Annotated in this window: 19 protein-coding genes and 1 pseudogene; 6 read left to right on the forward strand and 14 right to left on the reverse strand. The window is 37.6% G+C overall.

Annotated elements, in window-relative coordinates; genetic code table 11:
- Positions 1-29: 29 nt before the first annotated feature.
- From NG743_RS19870 to NG743_RS19880, 3 genes are read left to right on the forward strand one after another with little or no spacing between them, the layout of a single operon-like run.
- The gene (locus NG743_RS19870) at positions 30-188 is read left to right on the forward strand and encodes a HEPN domain-containing protein (protein ID WP_257120736.1); all 159 of its coding nucleotides are present in this window, start codon (positions 30-32) and stop codon (positions 186-188) included.
- A 23-nt stretch (positions 189-211) separates the two neighbouring features.
- Entirely contained in the window at positions 212-427 is a 216-nt protein-coding gene (locus NG743_RS19875; RefSeq protein WP_039199791.1) for a hypothetical protein, read from the forward strand.
- Entirely contained in the window at positions 424-687 is a 264-nt protein-coding gene (locus NG743_RS19880; RefSeq protein WP_257120737.1) for a type II toxin-antitoxin system RelE family toxin, read from the forward strand. The genes NG743_RS19875 and NG743_RS19880 overlap by 4 nt, the downstream gene beginning before the upstream one ends.
- Before the next feature lie 38 nt (positions 688-725).
- On the opposite strand, the gene NG743_RS19885 is transcribed toward NG743_RS19880, so the two are convergent.
- The 10 genes from NG743_RS19885 to NG743_RS19930 all read right to left on the reverse strand — a co-directional run bounded on the left by NG743_RS19885 (position 726) and on the right by NG743_RS19930 (position 10,606).
- Positions 726-3,611, reverse strand: a complete 2,886-nt coding sequence (locus NG743_RS19885; RefSeq protein WP_257120738.1) for an O-linked N-acetylglucosamine transferase, SPINDLY family protein — start codon at positions 3,609-3,611, stop codon at positions 726-728.
- An 11-nt stretch (positions 3,612-3,622) separates the two neighbouring features.
- The gene (locus NG743_RS19890) at positions 3,623-4,819 is read right to left on the reverse strand and encodes an aminotransferase class I/II-fold pyridoxal phosphate-dependent enzyme (RefSeq protein ID WP_257120739.1); all 1,197 of its coding nucleotides are present in this window, start codon (positions 4,817-4,819) and stop codon (positions 3,623-3,625) included.
- Positions 4,820-4,855: 36 nt separating this feature from the next.
- Positions 4,856-5,140: a hypothetical protein gene (locus NG743_RS19895; protein ID WP_257120740.1), complete on the reverse strand. Its 285-nt coding sequence runs from the start codon at positions 5,138-5,140 to the stop codon at positions 4,856-4,858.
- A gap of 14 nt (positions 5,141-5,154) precedes the next feature.
- Entirely contained in the window at positions 5,155-5,529 is a 375-nt protein-coding gene (locus NG743_RS19900; protein ID WP_257120741.1) for a class I SAM-dependent methyltransferase, read from the reverse strand.
- Between the two features lie 189 nt (positions 5,530-5,718).
- Positions 5,719-6,363 (reverse strand): acetyltransferase, encoded by a 645-nt coding sequence (locus NG743_RS19905; protein ID WP_257120742.1) that lies wholly within the window; start codon positions 6,361-6,363, stop codon positions 5,719-5,721.
- Positions 6,364-6,367: 4 nt separating this feature from the next.
- Entirely contained in the window at positions 6,368-7,471 is a 1,104-nt protein-coding gene (locus NG743_RS19910; RefSeq protein ID WP_257120743.1) for an aromatic ring-hydroxylating oxygenase subunit alpha, read from the reverse strand.
- A gap of 31 nt (positions 7,472-7,502) precedes the next feature.
- Positions 7,503-8,267, reverse strand: coding sequence for an SDR family NAD(P)-dependent oxidoreductase (locus tag NG743_RS19915; RefSeq protein ID WP_257120744.1), 765 nt, complete (start codon positions 8,265-8,267; stop codon positions 7,503-7,505).
- Positions 8,264-9,337 (reverse strand): ketoacyl-ACP synthase III, encoded by a 1,074-nt coding sequence (locus NG743_RS19920; protein ID WP_257120745.1) that lies wholly within the window; start codon positions 9,335-9,337, stop codon positions 8,264-8,266. Before NG743_RS19920 ends, NG743_RS19915 begins: the two co-directional genes overlap by 4 nt.
- Before the next feature lie 7 nt (positions 9,338-9,344).
- The gene (locus NG743_RS19925) at positions 9,345-9,569 is read right to left on the reverse strand and encodes an acyl carrier protein (protein WP_257120746.1); all 225 of its coding nucleotides are present in this window, start codon (positions 9,567-9,569) and stop codon (positions 9,345-9,347) included.
- Positions 9,570-9,586: 17 nt separating this feature from the next.
- The gene (locus NG743_RS19930; protein ID WP_257120747.1) at positions 9,587-10,606 is read right to left on the reverse strand and encodes a ketoacyl-ACP synthase III; all 1,020 of its coding nucleotides are present in this window, start codon (positions 10,604-10,606) and stop codon (positions 9,587-9,589) included.
- 208 nt (positions 10,607-10,814) lie between these two features.
- Here NG743_RS19930 and NG743_RS19935 point away from each other — a divergent pair, with 208 nt between their 5' ends.
- A complete protein-coding gene (locus tag NG743_RS19935) occupies positions 10,815-10,946 on the forward strand; it encodes a hypothetical protein (protein ID WP_257120748.1) in 132 nt (43 codons plus the stop codon).
- Here NG743_RS19935 and NG743_RS19940 read toward each other — a convergent pair.
- The 4 genes and pseudogenes from NG743_RS19940 to NG743_RS19955 all read right to left on the reverse strand — a co-directional run.
- Positions 10,940-11,548 carry a hypothetical protein gene (locus tag NG743_RS19940; RefSeq protein ID WP_257120749.1) on the reverse strand — a complete coding sequence of 203 codons (609 nt, stop codon included), beginning with the start codon at positions 11,546-11,548 and terminating at the stop codon, positions 10,940-10,942. The genes NG743_RS19935 and NG743_RS19940 overlap by 7 nt on opposite strands.
- Positions 11,549-11,976: 428 nt before the next feature.
- A complete protein-coding gene (locus tag NG743_RS19945) occupies positions 11,977-12,714 on the reverse strand; it encodes a Uma2 family endonuclease (protein ID WP_257122165.1) in 738 nt (245 codons plus the stop codon).
- Between the two features lie 380 nt (positions 12,715-13,094).
- Positions 13,095-13,487 carry a tetratricopeptide repeat protein gene (locus NG743_RS19950; RefSeq protein WP_257120750.1) on the reverse strand — a complete coding sequence of 131 codons (393 nt, stop codon included), beginning with the start codon at positions 13,485-13,487 and terminating at the stop codon, positions 13,095-13,097.
- 1,683 nt (positions 13,488-15,170) lie between these two features.
- Positions 15,171-15,380 (reverse strand): annotated as a pseudogene (locus tag NG743_RS19955) (alpha-amylase family glycosyl hydrolase); the annotation flags it as partial.
- A 217-nt stretch (positions 15,381-15,597) separates the two neighbouring features.
- On the opposite strand from NG743_RS19955, the gene smc reads away from it, so the two are divergent.
- Complete coding sequence (gene smc / locus NG743_RS19960) at positions 15,598-19,311, forward strand: chromosome segregation protein SMC (RefSeq protein ID WP_257120751.1); 3,714 nt, start codon at positions 15,598-15,600, stop codon at positions 19,309-19,311.
- Between the two features lie 921 nt (positions 19,312-20,232).
- The gene (locus NG743_RS19965) at positions 20,233-20,457 is read left to right on the forward strand and encodes a type II toxin-antitoxin system HicB family antitoxin (protein WP_027402402.1); all 225 of its coding nucleotides are present in this window, start codon (positions 20,233-20,235) and stop codon (positions 20,455-20,457) included.
- Positions 20,458-20,564: the final 107 nt, after the last annotated feature.

Genomic DNA, 20,564 nt, shown 5'->3' on the forward strand with positions numbered 1-20,564 from the left:
ATGAATGTTAGAAAAGAGGGGATTACTTTATGAATAATGAACAAAAATATTTATTAATTAAGGCAGAAAGGAGCTTAAATGCAGCTAAAGAATTAAATAATAAAAATTATCCTGAGTTTGCGACTTCCCGATGCTATTATAGTATGTTTTGTGTAGAATGGAAAAAGACTATTCGCAATATTTTTTAGATAATTTTGCAGGAGGTGTAAAAATGGAAACTACAACTAAAAAACAAGCATTATTAAAAGCAATCTATGAACGGCTAGAACAAGTTTATGAAGGCACCTTAGAGGAAATATTAGAACTGTTAGATATTTGTGAAGATGAAGATACAGAGGATATTGCGGATGCGGTTGCTGAATTAAAAGATGCAGAAGTGAACGGTACAATATCTTGGGAACAGTACCAACAGGAATTAAAATCGTGAAGTATCAAATCGAATTTACCAAGGGTGCTGTAAAACAACTCAAAAAATTACCAACTGATATTAGAGAAAGAATTGATTTAAGAATTCAAGAATTCGCAATTGAACCGCGTCCTGACGGTGTTAAAAAATTGGAAAGCGAATTGTCAATTTACCGGATTAGAATAGGTGATTATCGAGTTATCTATCAAATACAAGATGATATTTTATTAGTGACCATAGTTAAAGCGAAACATCGCAGAGAGGTTTATCGTCAAAAATAGTGGCTCTTTGATAGTTGTTATTCTTAAGACTCTTAAAATTAACTTATCAAACTATCTATTTGATAACTGTGTATCTTGCTAACTGGTGCTTTTGCTAAAGCTACCTCATCTTCATTGTTCAAAATGACTCTTCCATAAATCCGAGGTAATAAAGATTGCCATTGTATATCCCCTAACTTATCTACTAGAGAAATATCTATGGTATCAGTAATATCTAAATCTTCCATTAACAAATTCATTGCTACGCTAGATAGAAAGATTTCTGCATCTTCGGTATCCATATCACCTGTATTTATGAGTAGAGTAATTTTTTCACTTTCAGGATGAGTTGCTAATGCTTGTATTACCTCCTGTAATTCAAAACCAAGTTCATCTTCTGGTTGTGTCCAATCAGGGAAAATTATGAAATTAATCTCTCTTAGACGCAGGTTTTGCTCTAAGTTATTTACAAAATAATTCCTAAATAACTCCCGGAATATACTACCCATTTTTGTTGAGTAGGCGCGACTATCCAGGAAACTAGGATTATCCTGCATTTTTTCTTTAATTTCTTTGCTCTTTTGTTGACGTAATTCAGGATTATTCCCAAGTTTCACTGCTAATTTGATATAAGATTCTTCACTATCTGCTACCAAGTCAGGAATATTCAATGTTTGGATCATTGCTGCTCCCATTGTAGAACGGAAACAATTTCCCTGTCTAGCTATGACTGGGAGATTAACCTGTAGTGGTTCTATTAAAGAAGTTGTACCTGCAAAGGGAAAAGAATCTAAATAGACATCAGCTATTTTATAGTATTCCTTCATGTCCTGTCTATCTGGAACTGGTTGAGGATCTAATACTATTAAGCGTTCAGTTTCTAACCCATATTTGATAAATATGGAATTGAGATGATTGATAAATTGTAGCTTGGGATAATTATTTGACCAATTGGGACCAAATGGTAACAGCATTAAAACTGAATTTGGTACTTGAGAAATAATTTTTGCCCATGTTTCCACTAATTCAGGAATTATTTTAAAGTAGTTAGCACAGGAGATGAAAACAAACGCATCTTCGGGAATACCTAAATTATTCCGTTCTACTGGGGTGGTTATTTTTCCTTCTTCAGTCCCATAACTAAAACAGTGTACAGAACCCTCTAATTTGATTAACTTTTCTTGATATTGCTCTTGTGCTGTGGGTGATGGATCAGTTAATGTACCAGAAATATAATAATCTATATTTCTTATTCCAGTTGTTACCACAGAACCACCGCTAGTAACTTGTATTTTCGCTAATCTATGGGTTGCTAATAGGCAGATTTGATTAGTGACTGCGGTAACGTTGGTAGCTATAAATAATATATCAACATCATCACCACGAATTATATTTACTTGCGCCGATAATTCCTGTGGTAGCAGTTTAAAGGAGTTAGCAGAAAGTTGACAATATTGTTCTAATGGATGTCCAGTTTCTGCAAGAGAATACAAAATAACTTCAAAGTCTCGACTCAGGTATTCATAAACAGGAAGATAAGCATAAGTTTCTGCTGAGGGTAAAAAACTATTGGCTAATATACCAAGACGGATTTTTTTTCTGCTTATAGGTCTATCTGTAAATTCATAATCAATTTCATAACCCTCAAGTTTCAGAAAATATTCTATTATTTCTGCACGTTTAACATATACATCTTTCAGATTGGCTTCATTGAAGTATGCAGGGATGAAATTAGCAGTTTGAGCAAAATTCTTAACTACTTCATGCCATAACTCAGAATCAGGGTTATTTAATATAGATGTGTGTAGGTAAGCGAGTGAGTTCTGCAAGTATTGGTAGTAATTATCTGCTTCACCAATTTCTTTAAAGTCGGACTGAGAGGAAAAGAGGAATTTCAGATAGTCTACTTCTTGATCATTATTAATTATTTTAGGTATAATATTGGCAAATAAATTTTTTGAATTTCCTTGAATATCTTCCAAAGTAATTGCAGATTCACCAACAGGAAATATATCGCTAAGTTTTAATACCTGAGCATTTTTGGATAATATCTCCGAATTATCACAAATTATGCTAATCATATCATTTATAAAACGATGAACTGATTTTTCACCATATTTAATTTGTAGTTCTTGTTGATATCGTACTTCCTGCAATGTATTTCGTGCATATTCTATTTCTTCTATTCCATAAGCAAATCCCTTGAGTTCAAATTCTCCGACTTCTTCTAAAATCACTGAAGTAGATAAGGTTTTAAACCATTTATCTTTAGTAGTTCCTTTCATTGGTAATATGATAGGAATACATCCACATAAGGCTGCCATTGAACCAATATAGGAATATGGATCGTAAGAAATAAGATATTCTTTTCTGTTAAATATTTCAATGAGAATTTCTTGAGATAAATTATTATCTAAGAAGAGAGAATCAGATGGGTGAATATATTTTAACGGCTTGTGAAATTTATGACCTTTTCTTATAATATGACAGTAACCATCCCTTGATTTGCCATGATTCTTTAATGCTGGATTTATGTATAGCGGAGAAAGAAGATTATAATGCTTGACATCTTTTTCAGGATTATATGTGCAATAGTGATAAACAAAGTCGTCTTTTCCCCAAGTTTTATATATGTCATGGGGACAGTTAATACCAAGTTCACAAAGAATCCATCTAACTATATACTTTGCATTTAAAGGATTACCAACTGTAACTTCTGGATATACAACAACTGTATTCTCATTAACATCGGCTTCGGTTCCATACTTCTCAAATATGCTGTTAGGTATCTTTAGCCCATTCATGTCAAAGATTTTGCATGAAAATCCGGCTTCATCAATAATTCGAGCTAAATTATGAAGGGCAATAACTCCACCAACATGAGCTTGAAAGGCTGGAGAAAATATCACAAAATTTAATTGATTTTCTGTATTAATCTGATTCATGATCTTAATTCTTATAGATTTATTTGCGGAAAAATGTTTTTAGCTTCCCTAATGGCAATCCTAATGATTTGAGATATCATGTGAATTTCATCTTCATTTACTGAAGTTCCTGTAGGTAATAGTAAAACTTGTTCGCTTAACCTTTCAGTTTCAGATAGTAGTAATTTTGCATAGGGAAAATATGATTTATACGGCTCCATGCGATGACAACCGGGATAAAAATAGCGCCGAGCTATGATATTCTCAGCATGAAGAATTTTGATCAAGTTATCTCTAGTGATTTGAGCTTTAGATTCTTCAATTTCTAAAACAATATATTGATAATTACATTTCTCTGTCTCATCATAACTCAATAATGAAAGTCCGGGAATATCAGCAAGTTCTGTTTGATAACACTTGTAATTACGATAGTTAACATCAACGAAATCATCAATACTTTCTAGAGAGGTTAGCCCCATTGCTGCTGATGTTTCATTCATTTTGCCATTAGTACCAATGTAAATAACTTGGTCATAACCAGCAAAACCAAAATTTGTCATCAAACGGATTTTTTCTGCCAGTTCATCGCTATTTGTAACTATTGCACCACCCTCAAAAGTATTCAAAAATTTAGTAGCATGAAAGCTAAAAACTTCAGCCTCTCCAAAACTCCCTATCATCTTACCTTGATGTGAACAGCCGAAAGCATGAGCAGCATCAAACATTAATTTTAAACCATAAGTATGAGCAATATCACTTAAAGTTTCGACATCACAAGAACGACCCCATAAATGAACACCAATAATACCTGTGGTTCGTGGGGTGATACTTTGAACTATTTTATTTGGGTCTATGTTATGGGTTTGGGGGTCAATATCACAAAAAACAGGTGTAATTTCTTGCCATTGAAGCGCGTGTGGAGTAGCAATAAATGTGAAAGAAGGAACAATTACTTCACCAGTTAATCCCACAGCCCGAATAGCTATTTCTAATGCTACTGTGGCGTTACAGGTGGCTATACAATGCTTAACTCCGACAAATTCAGCAATACGTCGTTCAAATTCTTGGACATAAATGCCATGATTAGTTAACCATTTTCTGTCTAAAATATCATTGATGCGCGATAATAAATTTTTGCGGTTGCCAATATTAGGACGACCGACGTGCAGTTTTTCGGTGAAGGTTGGTGTACCACCAAATATAGCTAAATCATCAAATTTTTGCTTCATATAGATTCCTTTCAATTTCCTGATTTTTGTTGTTAATCATTTCTCTATTAGTCCCCAATAATTCATGAACCCCTCTTTGAAATAAAATCCCTCTGTTTCAGGTAATAAATTTTTAATAACAGACATTTGAATATTATCCATTTCTCGAAACCAAAACCATAACCGAGAAGGAACATGATAAATAGAAGCTTTATAGTTCCATTGTTCAAAGAGAATTTGCATACTCTGATTAGTGAAGAATGAGACGTGCGGTGGCTGAAGATAAAACCAATCTGGATCTTGCGGAATATCTTCCTTAACCAGCACATGAAGAGCTAACACTCCATCTTCAGCAATTAAGCTGTTAATAGCATCAAGTGTATGTCTTTCACGAATATATGTTCAAATACAGATGTATTAATTAGCAAACTATACTTGGTTTGCTTAAGTGCCTGATTTGTTAGATAGTCAGAATTATGTTGCATATAGAAATCATATTTCTGTACATCTAAACCTCTCTGATTTAAAATATCAACTAGCTTACCATCTCCACAACCCCAGTCAACCCAAGGTAAAGAGTTAGAAATAACTTTTAATTGAGCGAGTTTATAAATAACTTCAGATTGCAGGGATAATCGTTCATACCATCTAGGATCTGATGGATTATAGTCCTGATTTTGATAAGAGTTATGACAATTAAAGTTAAGTTTTTCCCATGTAGTATCTGACATTTCATAGTGTGTTTTGGAGAAAACAAAACCACAGTTTTCACATTTATAGTAATCTACTAAATTTAACTCAAAGCTTTTCTGAAAGTCTTTGGAAAAATATAACTTTGTTTCTGCTTTACATATCAAGCAACTAAAATTAGTCATAGTTTTTATAAAATCCTAGTGAGACATTTTCATTGATAAAAACTGTCATTCCTTTTTTTCCCAGATGGTTTTTGCGGGAACACCAAATACAGTAACACCCGATTTTACAGACATTAAAACCACGCTACCCGCGCCAATAGTCGCAAAATCACCTATTTTTGTTTTTGGTAATATATTAGCACTACTACCAACAAAAACACCGCGTCCCATCTGAACATAACCGCCTAAATCAACATGGCTACTTAAAGTACAGCCATCATCAATTTTACTATCATGACCTATACCACTTCTAGTGTTAACTGTGACAAAATTGCCAACAGTTGTGTCACAAGAGACGCTAGAAAGTGGACAAAATACACATCCTCTACCAATTTTAGCATTTTTAGCTACTATGACTGTTGGATGAATTAAGGTGATAAATTTTGCACCACGTTCTTCAAGCTTGTTTGCTAAATCTAGTTTATTACGAGTATCTGCTATGGCCATTACCAATAAGTCCTGATCGTGAGGAATATAATCTTGTATACCGCCTACAATTGGTATATCGTAATCATAATTATCTAAGGCGTTTAAATCATCACAAAGGAATCCAGCTATAGACCATTCCGACTGATATTTAGAGGCATCCGCAGCCCACAAAAGAACTTCTCGTCCAAATCCACCAGCACCAACTATAAGTAAACGTTTCATTTTTTTAATTCAGTTTTTTATTCATTACAGAAATATAGGCTTTTTGAAATTCTTGTATTCGCTTCTCTCGAATGCTAAGAATTCCATATTTTTCACTTTCGGAAATTCCTAACTGAACCTGTTCACATATTACCCAATCCTCACTAAGAACTTTATTATTAAACTCTAGAATTGATTTAGATAAAACTTCAACTATTGCCTGTTGTGATCTAGACATTTCATCAGTATTGTGATCTAATTTACTTAAAAACAAGTGGCTTGTAAATTTAGTTTCACTGGGGCTGATAGCAGAAACTGATTGAATACTAAATGATAGTCCCTGAGTCGTTGCTATCATTAAGTTCGGAAAAAGTAAATAATGGTAATATTTATCTAATTTGTAAGGTCTGTTTACAAAAATAGACTCTAGTATTTCCATTTTTTTACCTGAACTTTTATGAGCTAAAGTTCCCAATGAATGCAGACTGGAGAAAGAATAATTGCATTCAGGTATGAAAAATTTACCTAAACTTTGGGGGTGAACTTGTTTAACATGATAGTCTTCTAATGAATTTTCTATGACAACTTTCCAATTAGCTTTAATAGTTTTTTCATAACAGCCAATTTTATCACCAAATGCCTTGGAAATACTTTCTAAAGTATTGAAAGTTTCTGCTTGTAAATATTCTTTGAGTGTTTTGTTGTCATTATACCTTTTTACAAAAACTAGATAACCACATATCTCTACTAACCATTGCTCAAGTCTTAGTGATTTAAGAGTAGAGTCATCCAGATTAGTAAATTCCGACTTACATGGAATACCAACAGGAATACCATCACTATCATAAACCCATCCATGATATGGACATTGGAGAGGTTCATTTCCATGACTAAATTGGCGAATACGACTCAATCGGTGGGAGCAAAGATTATGAAATGCTTTCAATTCACCATGAAAGTTTTGAATTATAACGGACTTACCACCTATTTCTGCACAAATATAGTCATTATGGTTTGTTAAGTCTAAAGTGAATCCGACAAACTGCCAAAGATTGTGAAAAATGTCAGTTTGTTCTTGTTTAAAAATATCCGTACTTGTGTAGAAGGATGGATGTATATAAGATTGCATACTTTTTTAAAATTACTATACAACTGTTTTACTAGCGCACCATATACCCACCATCAATTACTAAGTTTGTGCCAGTAATCCATTGTGAGGCATCAGAGAGTAAAAATAGGACTGTATTTGCTACATCTTCAGGCTTGCCAAAGCCTAGTAAATGTCTACCTTCTAGTTCTGCAACAGCAGCTTTATCACTAATTGCTCTCCACTCAGCAATCATTTCTGTTTCTACTGCTCCTGCTAAAATGGAATTAGCCCGAATTTTACGCGGTGCTAACTCACAAGCAAGTGAGCGAACCATACCATCAATTCCTGACTTCACAGCAGAGTAAGCAGTCATACCTAGTTGACCTCTAGAACCGATGACAGAAGACATAAACACAATTGATCCACCATCGGTTATAACACCTTTGGAAGATGCCGCACGAGCAATACCAAATGCTGCAAATAAACTGCTTTGGAGAAGACTTTCTAAATGAGATTGTTTCATCATTCTTGCTGGTAGAACTAATCCTAATCCTGCTGAATGAAATATACCTGATAAAGCTCCATATTTTTTAGCAATCGACTTTACCCAATCAGCTACTTCATCAGCATTAGACAAGTCAAAAGGCAAAGCAATATGATTAGTTCCTTTCATGGCTTCAATACAAGCTGTTAACCTAGATTCATTTCTACCAGAAACCAAAACCTGTCCACCACATTCAGCAATCATAATTGCGGTTGCTTTTCCCAGACCAGATGAAGCTCCTGTAACTAAGAAAGTTTTTCCTTTTAGTGCATCGGCAGCAAATATACTCATAATTGATAATCAATTATCTCTATAACATCAAGTGGACCGACAGTAATTGCAGTAGCACCCCAAGAGTAGCCTACACCAAAACCAAACATTGCCAAACGTGCCGATCGCTCTTTTAATAAAGAGGACAAATTATCAGTCATGAGTAATGGAATGGAGGCACTACTGGTGTTACCAAATTTATTAATATTAATAGGAATTTTATCCAGTGGTAATTTTGCCTTTTTAATTAAATGTTTGAGCATAAATAAATTGGCTTGATGAAATAGAAAGTTATCAAAATCCTCTGCTTTATGTTCTGAAAATTCAAGTAGTGATGATATCAAGGGCGGAACTACCTGCATAGTAAATGTAAATATTTCAGTCCCATCCATGTAAACACAATTGGGGTCTTTACCTTCTAGCCTTGGATCATTTGCAAGAGAATAATCTTTGGATGCACCACGAGGGATCATCAGGTTATGAGATCCCTTTCCGTCAGTACCCAGGATAAAAAAAGCATCATTTACAGAATTTTCACAATACTCTAGTGCGGTGACAGTTCCCGCATCTCCAAATAGCATAGCAGTAGAACGATCAGACGGATTTATGTAATGACTGCTGGTGTCACCAACTGCGAGAAGAACTCGTTTAGCAGCCCCTGTTTGAATCATATTCATACCCAGCCATAAACTATATGGGTAAGCTGAACAGCCAAGATTAATATCAAAGGCTAAACAGGAAGGCTGTAGTCCTAATTGAGCCTGAAGTGAACAAGCAGTGGCAGGAAGACGATAATCTGGTGTTTGAGATACAAATATCAAAACATCAATGGATTCTTTTTGCCAATTCAAACCACTTAATAAATGTTCTGCGGCTTGGTAACAAAGATCGGCTGTTGAAGTTGATTCATCTACCCAACGACGATTTTCAACACCAATCATTTTGACAACATCTTTAACAGATTCTGCACCAAATTTTTCGATGAAATAGTCATTGGAGATTTCATGGGTTGGTAAACAAGCAACAACTCCAGCTATCCGACCATTTTTTGTTTGAATTTGCTTACCAACCGAGGTGTTGATGGCATTCATGTTTGAATTAGACTCCTTGCTTTTTAGTAATGAGTTTTTCAATATCTGCTACGGTTTGACAATCAGCAAGAGATTGTCCATTTAACATGACATTAAAGCAATCATCAACTAGGGCAATTGTCGAAATAAATGCCAGTGAATCCCAATCCATTTTGGTTAAGTCAAGACTGGGAGAAATTTCACTGACATCAATTTCCAATACTTCTGCTAAACCTTCATAAAAAGCTTCCATGATGCAACTCCTAGAAATTAAAATTTAACTACTGCTCCAGCCCAAGAATATCCTACACCAAATCCTAATAGTAACAAGCGATCGCCTCGCTTTAACCGAGATTGATTAAGCATGGACTCTAGGGTGAGTGGTATACTTGATGATACTGTATTTCCACACTTTTCTAAGAAAATAGGAAACTTTTCTTCATGTATTTTGAGTTTTTTTCGTAAGGCATCTAGCATAAACTGATTAGCCTGATGGAAAACTATATGATCAAAATCATCTAAGTTTTTACCACATTTTTTGAGCAAATCATTAATCGCTTTTGGTACAGAAGCAAGTGTAAATGTCATTACTTCAGAACCATTCATATATAGATTGTCTTCTGACCTGATATTACCAGAATCATAAACCTTTTCTGCTGCTGTATATTCAGACTTTGTAGACCGGAAACCTCCTGTGTTCACGATTAAATTATTTGCTCCCTTACCATCTGTCCCAAATACAAAAGGTCCGATAAATTCCTCTTCTTGGTTGTCTGATGATTCAATCAATGTGGCTGTCGCACCATCACCGAATAAGGTGCGGACACTTTTATCTAAAGGATGAATAAATTTTGAGTAAGTATCTGCTGTTAAGAAAAGAACTTTACGCGCAGAGCCGGTTTCGATAAGTCCTTTGGCAACAGATAAACCATAAACATAACCAGAACAACCCAGATTAATATCAAATGCTCCCGCAGTATTGGGAATGCCTAGACGATTTTGCAGTAAACAGGCTGTAGTTGGTAAAAAGTAATCTGGTGTTTGAGTACAAAGAATAATAAAGTCTATGTCTTCAGGAACAACAGTGTTTTTTTCAAACAGATTGATGGTGGCTTTAAAAGCCAAATCGGCTGCTGTTTCGTCATCTGCGGCAATATGTCTTTCTCTAATTCCTGTCTTTTGATAAATTTTTTCAGCAGACCAACCTGGATAAAATTTTGATAACTCATCATTATGCAAAATTCTTGTGGGCAGATAAGATGCAATGTCAACTATTTGCGATCGCCACATTTGATAAATTTAATATTATTTATTGTACTGATTGTTTAGCGATGCCTCTTTCGATATAATTTTACTAGTTTCTTCATGAGTGCGATCGCTTGCTTTGCCTATTAACCCCCTCAATTACCTCTATATTTTAGAGAGTACCCACAATCCCCGAAAATCTATCATTTTCTAAATACACGAATGTTTATTTTCACAAATCTTTACAATTGACATGAAAATCCCAGCATTAAGTCAAAGTCAACTATTGCCAGATTTAGATATACAAGTGTTCACTCAATATATTAATTACCATGATCAATATGATGGAGTTACAGAATTTATTAACTACTTAAAAACTCAATAAATAACCTGCTCAAAACTATTACTAAATATAAAGTTTAACGCCTCCATCAGCACTTGTAAATCCTCTAATACATAATATTTAACATTCTTAACAAACTCTATTTCTTGCAAAACTGCAAATTCCCATAACTTACCATTAGAAACTATACCAAATAACCGACTATTTTGATTACTATTCATTTTTTGTGCAGCAATCAGTTCCGCTAAACATTGTCCCCAACCTTCCTCAAAGTTATCTTTTTTAGCTTCCACTATAATTAGATAAGGCTTCTCCAAAATAATTTTACCCCTAGAAGAACGTTGAGCAACCATATAGTCAGGAATCCCTGATAAATTCTCATCATAATTTAAAGGTTGATGACTCCAAAGTAATAATTTACTAGCATATTGTCGCCATACTTCTACAAGAACTGGGTAAATAATGCTTTCACAAATAGCAGATTCTGAATTAAAAACAACTCCTGCTTCTAGGATAAAATCTAATCTACTTTTAAAATAAGGATCAGTTTCCATAGGTACTTGTTCAATGAAATTTTTTTCTTTGTAAGTGAGTGGAAATTCCTGTAATACATCAGCAATGCTTTTGTATTTATTAAAAGACATAATTTCCCCTCTGGGTAAAGTTGCTTTCCACACCCGCCAGGGAATAAATTCCCTGTCTCATAGCTCAAGTCCGTTAAAACGGACTAATAAATTTTCCTAATAAGTAGTCAGACAGAATTAATTACACAATGTCATTGGGAATGGAACGAAGTGAAATGAAGCAATCGCCAGGGTTGTGATTGCTTCCCTTCCCTCGCAATGACTGTAAATATTTTTGTCCAATTACTTATTTAGTCATCTAAAGATGACTTTCGCTATTAGCAAGGAACTCAAGTTCCTTCGCATTGAGACAACTTTACATACCGTTATATACCTTTAAATTTTTCTGTTCACCTACTTACTTATTTAGTCATCTTTAGATGACTTTCGCTATTAGCAAGGAACTTGAGTTCCTTGCGGTATAGGGGTTTTGCATTGTACAAAATTGCTCAATTATCAAATTCAACACCTAATTCTCGCAATTTCGCTGCTAATCTATCAGCCCGCTGTTTTTCCTGTTCAGCCCGTTGTTTTTCCTGTTCAGCTTGTTCTTCTCCTGTTAACAAGAAATTACCTTCCAAATCCCACCACCTTAACCAAGGTAACTCGACATTTTTATATGTTCCTTGCCAAATTCCTAATTCAACACCCATTTTTTCAATTACATAATGACCCCTAGCATTAGGTGGCATCAAGTGATATTGTCCTTCGATTAAATGATATAATTCTAAAGATGATTTCTTTTCTTCGTAAATACCATAAAAAGGCACTCTTATTGCTTTTTCATAAACCCAAAATTTTCCCTGATATGGGGTTTCGTCCCTTTCTTCCCTACCATTACCGGATACAAATTCAATGACAATTAGGGGAGCAACTAATTCTTGCCACATCACATAAGAACGGCGCATTTGACCATTTAAGGCAGGTGGCACATCAGGAACATAAAACCAACCTGGCGCTTCTGCACCTCTTTCTGGTGGTTCTGTAATCCGCCAATAAATACCGCTATCTTGTCCTATGCAAAATTGTTTATCTGGATGAATCGTTTGTAATTTTGACCAGATAGATTCTGTTAGAAGAATACTTTGGGGATGTTCTTGAAAATTTTTCACAAATGTTCCATCTTCACAGGGTAATTGAGTATGATCTGGTAACTGTGTTGAAGGAGAAATTTTCAGGGTGTCCATAGTTTTCCATTTTGGAAGAATATCTAAAATCGGATATGGAATTATATCCATCTTAGAGGGTGTTTGAAAAGTTTTGAATGTATAAATTGACCCCTCTCCAAACCTCTCCCCGACGCGGGGAGAGGCTTTGAAAACCCCATTCCCTGGTAGGGAAGGGGGGCAGGGGGGTTAGGTTTTTGGAGATTATGGGTTTCATCTGATACTTTTCAAACAACCTCTTAAATACATTATAAGTAGGTGAACACAATAAAACCAAACTGTGTAAAGAAACGTAAAATCGCCCAAACCCTCTTCACTCTTGCCTCTTGCATGAGTGCCTTTTGCCTTGCCATAACGACAATTTTCAACGCCAACCTACTTAAACAATTCTGATATCGCTCTTACTCTTCCCTCATTTTCTTCTTTATATCTGCCAGCACAGTTTGATAATCCTCTCTATCTGGATGTAATTTTATTAACTTCTCAATTAAGGCAATCCCCCCCTGATTATCCCCAGACCTTAACCGCATAATGGACAATCTCTCAAGCGCCATTTGATTATTCGGTTCACGTTGTAAAACTAACTCATAACCCTTAATCTGTGTCTGTAAATCATTCCCAGGGGTTTGAACTACTGCCTGCTTAGGTTTTTCCCAAGACTGTTTGATGGCATTAACCCCGCCGAACAGTATTGAACCGCCAAATGAAATAAGTCCAATATATGTAACAATTCTTTTCTTTCGCTCAATCTGCTTACCGCGCCGAACCAAGTAATCATCACTAGAGTTAGTCATGTGTCAAAAATTGCTGTTGTCTTAATAGCAGCATTAGCCCTACTATGATTAGATTACCCATAAGTAGCAAAAAAATATCAATCATCAACTCGTTCCCAGTCTCTGACTGGGAATGAATTCTAGAAGGCTCTGCCTTCAATGATATTAGAGGCAGAGCCTCACCAACTGCATTCCTAGTCAGAGACTAGGAACGAGACGTGGTGGGGATTTTCAACTCGTTCCCAGTCTCTGACTGGGAATGAATTCTAGAAGGCTCTGCCTTCAATGATATTAGAGGCAGAGCCTCACCAACTGCATTCCTAGTCAGAGACTAGGAACGAGACGTGGTGGAGATTTTCAACTCGTTCCCAGTCTCTGACTGGGAATGAATTCTAGAAGGCTCTGCCTTCAATGATATTAGAGGCAGAGCCTCACCAACTGCATTCCTAGTCAGAGACTAGGAACGAGACGTGGTGGAGATTTTCAACTCGTTCCCAGTCTCTGACTGGGAATGAATTCTAGAAGGCTCTGCCTTCAATGATATTAGAGGCAGAGCCTCATCAACTGCATTCCTAGTCAGAGACTAGGAACGAGATGTGGTGGGGATTTTCAACTCGTTCCCAGTCTCTGACTGGGAATGAATTCTAGAAGGCTCTGCCTTCAATGATATTAGAGGCAGAGCCTCACCAACTGCATTCCTAGTCAGAGACTAGGAACGAGACGTGGTGGGGATTTTCAACTCGTTCCCAGTCTCTGACTGGGAATGAATTCTAGAAGGCTCTGCCTTCAATGATATTAGAGGCAGAGCCTCACCAACTGCATTCCTAGTCAGAGACTAGGAACGAGACGTGGTGGAGATTTTCAACTCGTTCCCAGTCTCTGACTGGGAATGAATTCTAGAAGGCTCTGCCTTCAATGATATTAGAGGCAGAGCCTCATCAACTGCATTCCTAGTCAGAGACTAGGAACGAGATGTGGTGGGGATTTTCAACTCGTTCCCAGTCTCTGACTGGGAATGAATTCTAGAAGGCTCTGCCTTCAATGATATTAGAGGCAGAGCCTCACCAACTGCATTCCTAGTCAGAGACTAGGAACGAGACGTGGTGGGGATTTTCAACTCGTTCCCAGTCTCTGACTGGGAATGAATTCTAGAAGGCTCTGCCTTCAATGATATTAGAGGCAGAGCCTCACCAACTGCATTCCTAGTCAGAGACTAGGAACGAGACGTGGTGGGGATTTTCAACTCGTTCCCAGTCTCTGACTGGGAATGAATTCTAGAAGGCTCTGCCTTCAATGATATTAGAGGCAGAGCCTCACCAACTGCATTCCTAGTCAGAGACTAGGAACGAGACGTGGTGGGGATTTTCATCTCGTTCCCAGTCTCTGACTGGGAATGAATTCTAGAAGGCTCTGCCTTCAATGATATTAGAGGCAGAGCCTCACTAACTACATTCCTAGTCAGAGACTAGGAACGAGACGTGGTGGGGATTTTCAACTCGTTCCCAGTCTCTGACTGGGAATGAATTCTAGAAGGCTCTGCCTTCAATGATATTAGAGGCAGAGCCTCATCAACTGCATTCCTAGTCAGAGACTAGGAACGAGACGTGATGGGGATTTGAGATTAACGCAAATCAAGCCGCTACGGGGAGGAATAGTTAAAGAAACATTGTTATCCTTCCATGTAATTTCCCCATTGCCAAATAAAACGTCTAAACTTTCGATATAGTCTAATTGTTCTATCACACCCCACAAATCACCACCTTTATAGCCTTGGTATGTAGGTGGTGCATCCCAGACTTCTAAATTGCTATTATTTAAGAAGCTGTGACGGGAATGCTGACTTCTAGCAAATCTATCAGGAAAGATTTGGTAGAAAACCGCGTGTTTAACCCAATCTGGCGTTTGAATTTCCATAAATACATCTATGAGCAACTTAACATATAGCAATTTTAAACCAGATGTAAACAACCCCCTTGTATTTCCCTCTGTGTCCTCTGTGTCTCTGTGGTTCGTTTAAAATATATTGTTGCCATACATTTAGTTACCAAATTTCCCTTCTTTCTTGGTCACGAAATGATAAATAATTGGTACACTTAGTTATTTAACCCAGTTTACAGTTAACCAGTGCCTCATGGTATATGTCAAGCGCGTTGAACTTACCAATTTTAAATCCTTCGGTGGGACTACTGCTGTCCCTTTGTTACCGGGGTGTACCGTCATATCTGGTCCTAATGGTTCTGGGAAGTCAAATATTCTAGATGCTTTGTTGTTTTGTTTGGGACTGGCTAGTTCTAAGGGTATGCGGGCGGAACGTTTACCGGATTTGGTGAATAATGCCCAAAAACATAAGGGGCGTTCGGCGCTGGAAGCTAGTGTAACTGTGACTTTTGATATTTCGGATGTCTCTCGCAGAGGCGCGGAGGCGCGGAGGGAGGAGGTGGGGGAAGTGGGGGAAGTGGGGGAAGTGGGGGAAGTGGGGGAAGTGGGGGAAGTGGGGGAAGTGGGGGAAGTGGGGGAAGTGGGGGAAGTTGGGGAAGTGGGGGAAGTGGGGGAAGAAAATCCAAAGTCTAAAATCCAAAATCCAAAATCCTCTGAGTGGAGTGTGACTCGGCGGTTGCGGGTGTCTCAGCAGGGGGGGTATACGTCGAATTATTATATTAATGGTGTGGCTTGTACTCTGACTGAGTTACATGAGGATTTGGAGGAACTGCGGATTTATCCTGAAGGCTATAATGTAGTATTGCAAGGGGATGTTACCAGCATCATTTCCATGAATGCGCGGGAACGTCGGGAAATTATTGATGAGTTGGCTGGGGTGGCGACTTATGATCGGAAAATTGTCCAAGCTAAGTCCACTTTAGATGAGGTGAAGGATAAGGAGGATAGTTGTCGGATTATTCAAACTGAGTTAAGTGGACAATGCGATCGCCTATCTCAAGATAAGGCTAAGGCGGAAAAGTATCAATTATTGCGAATTGAATTTATCCAAAAACAATCCTGGGAAGCGGTGTTATCTTGGCGTTCTCTCCAAGCACAGCAGGAAAAACTGGTTGCACAAGTTCAAGAGGGCGATCGCAATTTCAGTGATTTTACTACTCAGTTAAATACAACTAATTCTCAAATTAATCAGAAAACTACTGAATTAGAGCAGCTAAATCTCCGTGTAAAGGCTTTGGGTGAGGAGGAAGTTCTTGCTGTTCAGTCTAATCTCGCCACTCAGGAAGCGGAACGGAAACAACTCCAACGACAACAACGGGAGTTAGAAACATCTATTCAAGAATCTACAAAGCGGTTAAATCAAACTTATCAAGAAATTCAGCAATATCAACTTGCTTTAGAGGAAGCTAAGAAAAGTCATAATGTAGAGACGTTTCATGTAACATCTCTACAATCAGAACGTGACGTTGCACAACAAAATTTAGAATCCTCTCGTCAAGCTGCTGCGAAAATTGCCTCAGCTTCGGAAGCTTGGGTACAACAACAAACAGCTTTGAATCGGCAAATTGAATCTTTGTTGCATACTCTTGAACCCCAACGCACTGAACAAGCACAATTACAGGAACGGAATACTCAATTACAACAATTGATTTCTGAACAATCTCAATTAATTGCAACTTTAGAACCGGAATTAACCGCAAAACAAGCTGAATGTGGGCGTTTGGAAACGGAATTTAATGCTTCTACCCAACCTATTCAGAATTTAGCTGAAAATCTCGCTGCGACAGAACAAGAGTTACAAATTCAACAAGATACCCAAAAACGACTTTTACAAGAACAACGGGACAAACAACGTCAATTAGATAAATTAGAGGCACAGACCCAAGCGCAACAGGAAATCCAAGGAACACAAGCCAGTAAAGTAATTTTACAGTCAGAAATGCCCGGTTTGTGCGGTTTGGTGGTGCAATTGGGCAAGGTTGAACCTAAACATCAATTAGCATTGGAAATGGCTGCTGGTGGACGTTTAGGGCATATTGTGGTTGAAGATGATAGCGTGGCATCTGCGGGTATTGAACTATTAAAACAAAAACGGGCGGGAAGGGCAACTTTTTTACCTTTAAATAAGATTAAAGTCCCTAGATTTACCCAAGATGCAACTCTGCGGTTAGCTGATGGGTTTGTCAGTTATGCGGTAGATTTGGTAGAATGCGATCGCCGTTATCATGATGTATTTGCCTATGTTTTTGGTGCAACGGTAGTATTTGCGACTCTTGCCCAAGCTCGGAAAAACATGGGACTATATCGGATAGTCACTTTACAAGGGGAATTATTGGAAACAAGCGGCGCAATGACTGGTGGCAGCGGTAATCAACGTTCATCTTTGCGGTTTGATAATGGCGAAGCTGGAGAATCTCAAGAAGTCGCTAATTTGAAATCTCGCTTAATGGATATTGATCGGATTTTAGAACGTTGTGGAGAAGCAATTTCTACTTTAGCAACTCGCACTAAAACCCTCACCCTAGAATTAACAGAAGCACGTCAAGTCCGCAGGGAACAACAATTATATTTAGAACAGTTAAAGAAAGATATTAAGATTTTAACAACGCAGTTAGAAAATACTCGTTCTCAACTTTCCCAAAATACGGAAAAATTCACATCTGCACAATCCCGGTTAGAAGTTTTAAATCGAGAATTACCAGAACAAGAAACTCAACTCCAACAATTGAGACATACCCTAGCTGAGTTGGAATCTTCCCAAACCCCCAACGAATGGCAACAAATCCAAGCTATCATTAAAACCCAAGAACAGGAATTACAACAACGGGAAACAGCACTGCGAGATGTTCAACAACAATTAAAAAACTTAGAAAATCAACAACAACGGTTACAAGAAAAAATAGAAGAATCCCAAACCAGAGTTATTCAATATCAGCAAGAAGAAACCACAGGAAAACAGCAACAAGCAACAGTTAATAGTCAAGTTGAAGAATTGAATCATTTAATTACCTCAATTCAGGCTAAATTGGGTCAATTAGAAGAGAATTTAGGGGAAGAGAAAAAGAACCGAGATACAGCAGAAACCGAATTGCGATCGCTCTTATTGCGTCAACAACAATTACAATGGGAAATTGAGAAACTGCAAGAAACTCAACAAAAACGCCGGGAAGATTTAACAGCACTGCAAAACCAATTACGAGATTTAGGTGCAGAATTACCCAGTCCTTTACCAGAAGTTCCCAATAAAGTTGATTTAGAGGACTTACAAAAAGAATTGCGGAGTTTAGGTAAACGTTTACAGGCAATGGAACCTGTGAATATGTTAGCTTTGGAAGAATTCGATAAAGTCCAAGGTCGTCTTCAAGAACTCACCGGAAAATTAGAGACTTTGGAAGGTGAACGGACAGAATTATTATTAAGAATTGAAAACTTTACCACCCTCCGTCAAAAGGCGTTTAAAGAAGCCTTCGACGCAGTAAATGAGAATTTCCAATCAATCTTTGCTGTCCTTTCCGATGGTGACGGTTATTTACAACTAGATAATCCTGAAGACCCCTTTAACAGTGGCTTAAACCTAGTCGCACACCCCAAAGGTAAACCCGTCCAACGTTTAGCTTCCATGTCTGGGGGAGAGAAATCCTTAACTGCATTAAGTTTTATATTCTCCCTACAACGTTATCGTCCTTCTCCATTTTACGCCTTTGATGAAGTGGATATGTTTCTAGATGGGTCAAATGTGGAACGATTAGCGAGAATGATTAAACAACAGGCTCAACAGGCACAGTTTATAGTTGTGAGTTTGCGCCGTCCGATGATAGAATCAGCACAGCGGACAATTGGTGTAACGCAAGCTAGAGGTGCTTACACTCAGGTTTTGGGTATTAAGTTACAATCATCTGACCATTGAAGCAGTCCGCAGAATTGCGTAAGATAAGTAATTGGACAAAAATATTTACAGTCATTGCGAGCGAAGGGAAGCAATCACAACCCTTGCGATTGCTTCATTTCACTTCGTTCCATTTGCAATGACATTGTGTAACTAATTCTGTCTCACTACTTATATAATTGTGAAGCGATCATCTCTCATCAATCTTTTGGTATTCACTCAATGCGCCAGTTGTGAACATTTTCTTGTTGGGTATATAGTGATTTGGTTACACACATATGAAGAATAAATATGTCGTTTACAATGTCACAAGAAGAGAACTTGATCTTTCAGACGGGCAGGATGCCCATCCCACAAAATTGGGTAATTTATTTTTTGGTGTTCCCTAATAAAGTGCGATAGCGTTCGCAAAGCGTCCCGGAGGGAACTAGCGCTCCGCAGGAATCGCTTGTAGGTTGGATTAATAAACTGCGATCTGTAAATAGCCGTTTTGCTGCAATTCTTGCCCCAATTTTGGTGGTATACTTATTGAAAACATATATAAAGTGTAACTGTCAGTAACCCAGCCCTAAAGGGACTGGGCTTGCAAGAATAATCAAGCAAGCCGTACTGACCAGACCACCCTGAGTCTACTCTCATGGTAGCCGTTATTTGAGTCACGACACCCACCGAATGCGTTGCCAGTTCCCTGCTCTGTCGCTTGTGATTAAACAGTTCTAAGGTCACTGGAACAGTGTTGCAAGCTCAAGCAAGCTCTTATAACAGGTCGTTCGCGCAGCGTGCCGTAGGCATCGGCTAACATTACCCCAGAAATGGGAGTTGGTTTCCAGATTCCAATCAAAAATCTGGTTTCAATTTTAATATCCACAGCGGTTAAAACCGCTCGTGTCGTTTCCCTCTCAGGTCTAAAGACTCTGAGTTTCCCACTTACCGGGTATTCTTATGAATTTTAAATTAACTAAAGTGTTCAAGAAGGTCTCTGAAGGCTACATAGGTTTTGTCGAAGAACTGCCTGGAGCAAATACTCAAGCTGATACTCTTGATGAAGCAAGAGTTAATCTGGAGGAGGCTATTGAGTTGGTACTTGAAGCTAACCGCTTTTTAACAGAGGAACTACTTCAAGATCAGGACGTTATTCGTGAACCTATTTTTTTATCAGTTGCATGAAGCGTCTAGACTTAATTCGTCATCTTGAAGCCAATAGTTGTGAGTTTTTAAGAGAAGGTGGTAGCCATACTATTTATATCAATCGGGCTGCACAAAGGTCAACGTCT

Source organism: Dolichospermum heterosporum TAC447 (assembly GCF_024584745.1).
Taxonomy (GTDB): domain Bacteria; phylum Cyanobacteriota; class Cyanobacteriia; order Cyanobacteriales; family Nostocaceae; genus Dolichospermum; species Dolichospermum heterosporum.